Annotated in this window: 1 protein-coding gene; it reads left to right on the top strand. The window is 66.9% G+C overall.

Annotation, left to right across the window (positions count from 1 at the left end; all coding sequences use genetic code 11):
* Nucleotides 1-51: 51 nt before the first annotated feature.
* Nucleotides 52-1,346, top strand: a protein-coding gene (locus H9624_RS16250) for an IS3 family transposase (RefSeq protein ID WP_372435163.1) whose coding sequence is annotated in 2 segments (ribosomal slippage) — nucleotides 52-331 and nucleotides 331-1,346 — 1,296 coding nt in all. Because the reading frame shifts where the segments join, the coding sequence is not laid out codon by codon here.
* The last annotated feature ends 30 nt before the right edge of the window (nucleotides 1,347-1,376 follow it).

Below are 1,376 nucleotides of genomic sequence, written 5' to 3'. Positions count from 1 at the left end.
TGAATCGCCCCGGGTCTGGTGGAGGCTCTCAATCCATGGAGGATGAGAGTCATGGCAGCACCGAGGAAGTACCCCGACGAGTTGCGTGAGCGTGCCACGAGGATGGCCGTGGAGCTCCGGCAGGACCCCGCTACGAAGCAGGGCGCGATCCAGCGCGTGGCTGAGCAGCTTGGCATGCATCCGGAGACCCTGCGCGGCTGGGTCCGGCAGGCCGAGATCGACGGCGGTGTCCGGCCCGGCACCACGACCGCTGAGGCCGAGCGGATCGCCAAGCTCGAGCAGGAGAACCGCGAGCTGCGGCGCGCGAACCACATCTTGAAGACGTCGGCGGCTTTCTTTGCGGCGGAGCTCGACCGCCCCACCAGCAAGTAGTCGCCTACATCGACGCCCACCGCCACGACATCGTGGATGGGCGCGAGGTCGGGGTCGAGTCGATCTGCACCGTGCTGAAGAAGGCCGGCGTTCAGATCGCCCCGAGTGGCTACTACGCATCGAAGACCAGGGCGCCGTCGGCGCGCGCGATCCGCGACGCCGAGCTGGTCACCGACATCAAGGTCGCCCACAAGGCCAACCTGGGTGTCTACGGAGCGAGGAAGATCCACGCCGAGCTCAACCGCGAAGGCGTGAAGGTCGCCAGGTGCACCGTCGAACGCCTGATGCGGCAAGAGGGTCTGCGGGGGATCTCGCGGGAGAAGACCCGCAAGACCACCATCGGCGATGGCGGCGAGACCGAGCGGCCTGAGGACCTGGTGAACCGGAAGTTCGTCGCGACCGGCCCCAACCAGCTCTGGGTCGCGGACCTGACCTACGTGCGCACGCACGCGGGCTGGACCTACGCGGCGTTCGTGCTTGACGTGTTCAGTCGAATGATCGTCGGCTGGCAGGTGTCGACGTCGTTGCGCACCGACCTGGCGCTGGACGCTTTGGACATGGGCTTGTGGAACCGGCAGCGCGCGGGCCGCGACGTCACCGGACTGGTCCATCACAGCGATCGCGGAGTCCAGTATCGAGCGATTCGCTATACCGAGCGGCTCGCCGAGGCCGAAGCCGTCGCCTCGGTCGGGAGCCGCGGTGACTCCTATGACAACGCGATGGCCGAGGCGCTGAACTCGCTGTTCAAGGCCGAGTGCATCCGCAACCCGATCATGCGCCCGAAGGGCGGTTGGAAGAACGTGACCGACGTCGAGATCGCCGTCGCCGAGTACGTCGACTGGTTCAACCACAGGCGCCTGCACGGCGAGATCGGACTCGTCCCGCCGGCCGAGTTCGAGGCCAACCACTGGGCCGGCGTCACACCCGAGCACTACCCTGAAACACCTGTCCCGACCGGGGCTGGTTCCACGTAACCGAGCCTCTACGAAACCCGGGGCGATTCA

Source organism: Oceanitalea stevensii (assembly GCF_014837105.1).
Classification (GTDB): Bacteria; Actinomycetota; Actinomycetes; order Actinomycetales; family Actinomycetaceae; genus Oceanitalea; species Oceanitalea stevensii.
The sequence above is the reverse complement of the archived record's forward strand: the minus strand, read 5'-3'. Positions and strand labels throughout refer to the sequence as shown.